Here is a 5,323-nt window from a genome sequence, read left to right on the forward strand (position 1 = left end):
GACTTTTCGACCGTAGTAGTGGCAGACGCTGCCGGACCACTGATATTTTCCGGTGCAGAAGCGAAACAGGCGGGACTGCGGATATTGGCGGTAAATCGCCATTGCCTGGCGTTTACTGATAATTTTCATCTCTGTTTTCCCTCTATAACCAGCCTCTATCAGCAAACGAGACGATATCCATTCCACCCACCACCAGATGGTCCAGCAGGCGGATATCGACCATGCCCAGCACCTTTTTAAGACGCTCTGTTATCTGTCGATCGGCATTGCTGGGTTCGGCAAGCCCTGACGGGTGGCAATGCGCCACAATGACAGCGGCGCAGTTATGCTTCAGACCGGATTTCACCACTTCGCGGGGATGAACCTGCGTCTGGTTAATCGTGCCGGTGAGGAGCGTTTCATGAGCCAGTAACCGGTGCTGGTTGTCCAGGTAAAGCGCCATAAACACTTCACGCTCCAGCCCGGCCATCTGCAGGCGTAGCCAGTGGCGAACCGCCTCAGGTGATGTAAATGACTCGCCTGGCTTGCGCAGGTGTTGTTCCAGCAGCGCCAGCGCGCGCTGAATGGTGCGTTGTGTGGGTAACGGGAGTGCAGTGAGGGTGGGAGATAAGGGGGTATTCATTGTGGGGTATCCTGTGTTTCAGTCTATGATGTGCATAATGGCGTTACATTCCGGGTGGTTGAGCGCGTAATCCCGCAGGCGATAATAGTGCTCCGTCATGGCGTCGCATTCGGTGCGCATGGCGTGGTGGCTGTAAGTCATCAGACAGACGGCAATCCCGGCGGCTTCAGCGCTGAGTTCAGCGCCGTTACCGTTCATGCTGTTGAACAGCGACCAGGACTCGTTGCTGTCATCGTCAGCTTCCGGGGCCATAAACGCACCGCCGTTGCTCAGGGTATAAAACTGCCAGATGCCGCCGTTGTAGTCTGTGCAGAAGCGGTCCATCCAGGCGAAGACGGTAGGTTCGAGGATTATCCACTGCGGTATGCTGCCGAAATGCTGCGGCCAGAAGCTGAGGCGTTGTTCGTCCGGAACGAGCGTAGCGGTCAGCGCTGGTGCAGAACCTGCACCGGCAGGTTGTGGTTGTAACGGGGGGGTGTCGTTAAGGTTAATAATATCGGTCATGTTAGCTTTTCCTTGTTTATTTATCGGGTTGGGGATGCAGATTCAGCAGGAGTGACGGGCAGGACTGCGCATAGCCATCTTCATCACAGCGTGATGGCCAGTGGCCTTCAGGAAGAATTAAGCTGCACAGGCTGAGCTCACCGGGACGATAAAGAAGGTGTGAGCACCAGGCGCACAGGTCGTCGTCAGAGACGGAGCGGCAACCTGTCCGGTGGGGCAGTGAAAGCGGATATGGCGCCACCTGAATCACGCCATCGGGAATACGCGGCACTACTTCAGCGTCTCCAGCAGACTTTCCGCCATCACCCAGAGCGCCCTGTTTAATTTAACGTCACCCTCTATGCCGTTAATCGCGCGGGTGTGGGTGCGTTTTCCCTGTGCGGTCCGTCCGCTCAGACCACCTTTGAGCAAAGACTCCTGAATGCGGTTATAAACGGTCCACAGGTCGTCCTGCCGGTCCTCATAGCGACGTGGTGTCAGTATCTGCGTGGCGGTCACCGGCTGGTGCTCTTCTCCAAAGCGGTACGTCAGTGCGGCGTTCGCCAGGGCGTGTTGTGCGGGTGGTGGTAACCGCAGCGACTGCATGGCGTCACGCTTCTCTTCGACCTTCTCAAAAACGCTGAGCACTTCGTAAGCGCCTTCAATCACCTTTTCCACCACATTGCCCCGGTGCGGAACTCTGATTTCGCCAAATGACTGCCCGCAGACAAGCGAGTTGGTACACACGCTTCGGAAAATTCCCGGAAGTAACTGAAAGCTGGACTCGCCACCGTGAGAATTCAGAATGATTATCTCCGGGACCTGTTGACCGGTGATTTGCCCTGATTTGCGCAGACGCAGCAGATGTTTCGTGTGTTCGCGACGGCCTGGGTCGCGTACGCGTGACTGGCAGGCAAAGAAAGGTTCGAACCCTTCGCGTTGCAGGTTCTCCAGCAGGGTGATGGTGGGAATGAAGGTGTATTTTTCACTTCGGGATGCATGTTTATCTTCCCCGAAGACGCTGGGCACCACCTGCATCAGCTCTTCACGGGTTAACGGTCTGTCGCGGCGTATCTGGTTTATGGACCCAAAGCGGCTGGCTAATTTCATGATTAACTCCTGACTGAAATGACATAAAAGGAAAAGGCCATGCGTCCCGAAGGAGGCATGGCCTGAGAGTGAATTGTTTTATGATTGACCCATTGCTGTTATCAGCGATAGCTGTGCTGTTCTGCCAGCCAGCGAAGTGGATTATCCGCAGAAACTGAAGACGGACTTATTGCTGTGATTGTTTAGCGTTGGCCTTAGCCTTATCCCATGAAGGACGGTTCTTACCGGAGAATTCCTTTTTCATTGACCAGTAGCCGATGGGGTACTGCTGTACCAGCGTGTTGTTCACGCCGATGTCGACGGAAAGGTACTGCCCGTGGCTGATGGTACCTTTTCGTATCCACGCATCGGGGCTGCAGGTGCCGGTCTCGTACTGTTGCCAGGTAGCGGTGTCGCGGGCGACGATATAAAAATCACCGAACGCACACCCTCGCGCGGATTGATGGTTCAGGACCGCCACGTAATACTTCGTGTTGGCAATGATTGCGCAACCGCTGTTTTGCCCGCCGCAGGCCTGCCAAAGCGTCTTGCCTCCCTCACCGGTAAATGTCCAGATGGTATTGGGTGGTGGGGCATCAGGGGAGGCTGCCACCGGCTGAATGATCGGCGCGGCAGCCTCACTCCCACGAAGCAATTTGATGGCTTCAGGGCCTGGCTGCCCCACCCAGTGCCCCTGGCCATCGAAATAATAACCCGTCACACGATGTTCTGCGGGTTGATACAGAAAATTGAGAGTAAGCACGTGGTGAACTCACCTTGCGTTGCAAGGTGAGTTTGTGTTTTGGATTTTCAGAGGACTAACGGAAGGTATTGCCGGCGTACGGCAGCAGCTCATTCAACCGCCGGTTCGGCCACGACGGCAACCGCGTCAGTACATCACGCAACCAGGCATACGGCTCCAAACCGTTCAGCTTTGCCGTCTCCAGCAGACTCAGGATATTCGCCATTCGCTGACCCGCTCGCAGACTGCCTGCGAAGAGCCAGTTCTTGCGCCCAACCGCCACCGGACGTATCACGTTCTCCGCCCGGTTGTTGTCTATCGGTACCCGACCATCCTCCAGATAGACCAGTAACGCCGCCCATCGCTTCAACGTATAGTCGATGGCCTTGCGTATCCCCGAGTTTGGTGCCGTCTTCTGCTGCTTCACCTGTAACCAGCTTTCGAACGCCTTCAACCGCGGTTTGGCATAACGGTGTCGCCATCGTCGTCGTTGTTCTGCCGGGCGCTGCTTTATCCGTCGCTCCAGGTTGTACAGCTCGCGGATAGTGGCCAGGGCGATTTCTGCCACCGGACTGCCGTTCGCCTTGTGCTGGTCGAAGAACTTCCGACGCACATGCGCCCAGCAGCCGGCTTCCTTCACGCTACCTTCGTCGAACAGCGCCCGGTAACCGGCATAGCCGTCCACGACCAACGTACCCTGCCAGCTATCCAGCATCGCGCTGGCATAGGTGCCACTGCGGCCCGGCTGGCAGTCATACAGCACCACCGCCCTGTCTGCCCCGGCGGCGCTGACGTAGGCCCACAGATACCCCTTCTGGCTGTGACCTTTTTCGGGATTGAGCAACAGTAACGGTGTCTCATCCGCCTGCAGTACCGCTTGCTGCAGCAGGTCCTGCCGCAGGGCGTCGGCCAGTGGCTTCAGTGCCGCCCCCACCGCACCGAACCAACCAGCCAGCGTGCTGCAGGGAATATCGATACCGTGACGCAGGTAGATTTTCTGCTGACGGTATAGCGGCAGATGGTCACTGCATTTGGCTACGGTGACCTGGGCCAACAACCCCGGACCGGGCTGGCCTTTTTCGATAAGCTGAGGCGGTAAGGGAACGGTATGGACGGTTTCACAGCAGGGACAGCTGTAGTGCGGGCGCACCGTGCGATGCACCACCACCCGAGCCGGAATGTACTCCAGCCGTTCGCTCACCTCATCACGCAGGGGGCGCAGGGCGTGCCCGCAGTCGGGGCAGTCATGACTGCTCAGGTCAAGACGGACCGTTTCACGGGATAACTCTGGCGGCAATGGCTGGCGTTTGGGCGGTGTGCCAGGGAGCGCCTTGCCTGCCGGTAACACCGCCGCCAACTGCTGTTCCAGGTCGGCGGTGTCGGCATCGACATCCTCTTCCGCCAGGCTCCGCTGTTCGCCCTGGAAGGCTTCACTCTTGCGGCCGAAGCGCCAGCGACGGCCGGCCTTCAGCGCGTCTTCCAGGGCCTGGATGTAGTGAGCCTGAGCTTCGAGCAGGGCCAGAGCCCGGACACGTAACTCATGGGGATCTTGTGTGGTAAACAGCGCGTCGATATCCATATCAGCAGCTTGACATAACGGACGGTGATAATCACGTCATATCATGACGTTAACGTTTAACGTCTCAGGTTTCCCAGCCCGGCAGGTCAAGCCCCTCAACCTGTTGCCAGTCTACCCCCTTGGTCAGCCAGGCGAACTGCTCTGCCGTCAGCGGCCAGGCGGTATCCCCGGGGCGGGGCCAGGTGAAGTGGCCCTGATGCAACCGGCGGGTGCACAGCCAGACGCCGTGCTTGTCCCACTGCAACACTTTGATGCGTGAGCGTGCCTTGTTGCAGAAAACCACCGCGGTTCCCGGCGGTAAGGGCGAGGGCAAGTGTTCATCGGCCAGCCGGGTCAGGGTATCAATACCCCGGCGCATATCGGTCGGCTCACGGGCCAGCCAGATGGCATGAGGCATTAGCATAGGTTGAGCTCCGCCATGATGGCCGGCAACTGGCTGGGCTGGCAGGTGATGGAGCACCGTTTTAAATTCAGGGTAATGGCGGGCATATGCGGGTCTATGTTGGGGAGGGATAGCGGTGCCTCTTCAGGGGCAACAGTCACCGGAATAAAAGGGGGTTCAGCGGCCGGTGACGTTGGGATTTTGGTCCACTTGCCGACCCAGTTGCAAAAGGTTTTGACATTGAGATGGTGTTGCAGGCTGTACTGAGTGCGGGACAGGCCGCTGAATTGCCAGTCGGCGACATGTTGCTGCTGTTGTTGGAGGGTATGGCGAGATTTTGGCATGGGGGAACCTGCGTAGTGAACATGAGGTTCAAGCGTGCCGAGTCGCACAAGGATTAACAATGTGAGTTCACCGCGTGCTTAC

8 protein-coding genes are annotated in these 5,323 nt (G+C 57.7%); all 8 read right to left on the bottom strand.

Translation table 11 applies throughout. The features are described 5' to 3' along the window. A partial coding sequence (locus ADK28_RS30040) for a DUF987 family protein (RefSeq protein WP_152929691.1) occupies positions 1–129 on the bottom strand: 129 nt, incomplete at its 3' end. A gap of 13 nt (positions 130–142) precedes the next feature. Further along, positions 143–622: a RadC family protein gene (radC, locus tag ADK28_RS11370; RefSeq protein ID WP_048795694.1), complete on the bottom strand. Its 480-nt coding sequence runs from the start codon at positions 620–622 to the stop codon at positions 143–145. Between the two features lie 18 nt (positions 623–640). Then, on the bottom strand, positions 641–1,126 hold the full coding sequence (locus tag ADK28_RS11375; RefSeq protein WP_048795695.1) for an antirestriction protein: 486 nt from the start codon (positions 1,124–1,126) through the stop codon (positions 641–643). Positions 1,127–1,396: 270 nt separating this feature from the next. Beyond that, positions 1,397–2,215, bottom strand: coding sequence for a DUF932 domain-containing protein (locus ADK28_RS11380; RefSeq protein ID WP_048795696.1), 819 nt, complete (start codon positions 2,213–2,215; stop codon positions 1,397–1,399). A gap of 166 nt (positions 2,216–2,381) precedes the next feature. Next, positions 2,382–2,957 (bottom strand): hypothetical protein, encoded by a 576-nt coding sequence (locus ADK28_RS11385; protein ID WP_239686237.1) that lies wholly within the window; start codon positions 2,955–2,957, stop codon positions 2,382–2,384. A gap of 55 nt (positions 2,958–3,012) precedes the next feature. Continuing rightward, entirely contained in the window at positions 3,013–4,515 is a 1,503-nt protein-coding gene (tnpC, locus tag ADK28_RS11390; protein WP_048795398.1) for an IS66 family transposase, read from the bottom strand. A 64-nt stretch (positions 4,516–4,579) separates the two neighbouring features. Continuing rightward, on the bottom strand, positions 4,580–4,918 hold the full coding sequence (gene tnpB, locus ADK28_RS11395; RefSeq protein ID WP_048795397.1) for an IS66 family insertion sequence element accessory protein TnpB: 339 nt from the start codon (positions 4,916–4,918) through the stop codon (positions 4,580–4,582). Then, the gene (gene tnpA, locus ADK28_RS31490) at positions 4,912–5,241 is read right to left on the bottom strand and encodes an IS66 family insertion sequence element accessory protein TnpA (RefSeq protein ID WP_049191698.1); all 330 of its coding nucleotides are present in this window, start codon (positions 5,239–5,241) and stop codon (positions 4,912–4,914) included. Before tnpA ends, tnpB begins: the two co-directional genes overlap by 7 nt. Between the last annotated feature and the right edge of the window lie 82 nt (positions 5,242–5,323).

The organism is Serratia sp. 506_PEND (assembly GCF_001076875.1).
In the GTDB taxonomy this organism is placed as follows: domain Bacteria; phylum Pseudomonadota; class Gammaproteobacteria; order Enterobacterales; family Enterobacteriaceae; genus Serratia; species Serratia marcescens.

What these genes read in the sequence shown, in the direction of transcription:
- tnpA (WP_049191698.1), bottom strand. Translation starts at nt 5,241, where the DNA reads ATGCCAAAATCTCGCCATACCCTCCAACAACAGCAGCAACATGTCGCC.
- ADK28_RS11380 (WP_048795696.1), bottom strand. Translation starts at nt 2,215, where the DNA reads ATGAAATTAGCCAGCCGCTTTGGGTCCATAAACCAGATACGCCGCGAC.
- ADK28_RS11375 (WP_048795695.1), bottom strand. Translation starts at nt 1,126, where the DNA reads ATGACCGATATTATTAACCTTAACGACACCCCCCCGTTACAACCACAA.
- tnpB (WP_048795397.1), bottom strand. Translation starts at nt 4,918, where the DNA reads ATGCTAATGCCTCATGCCATCTGGCTGGCCCGTGAGCCGACCGATATG.
- tnpC (WP_048795398.1), bottom strand. Translation starts at nt 4,515, where the DNA reads ATGGATATCGACGCGCTGTTTACCACACAAGATCCCCATGAGTTACGT.
- radC (WP_048795694.1), bottom strand. Translation starts at nt 622, where the DNA reads ATGAATACCCCCTTATCTCCCACCCTCACTGCACTCCCGTTACCCACA.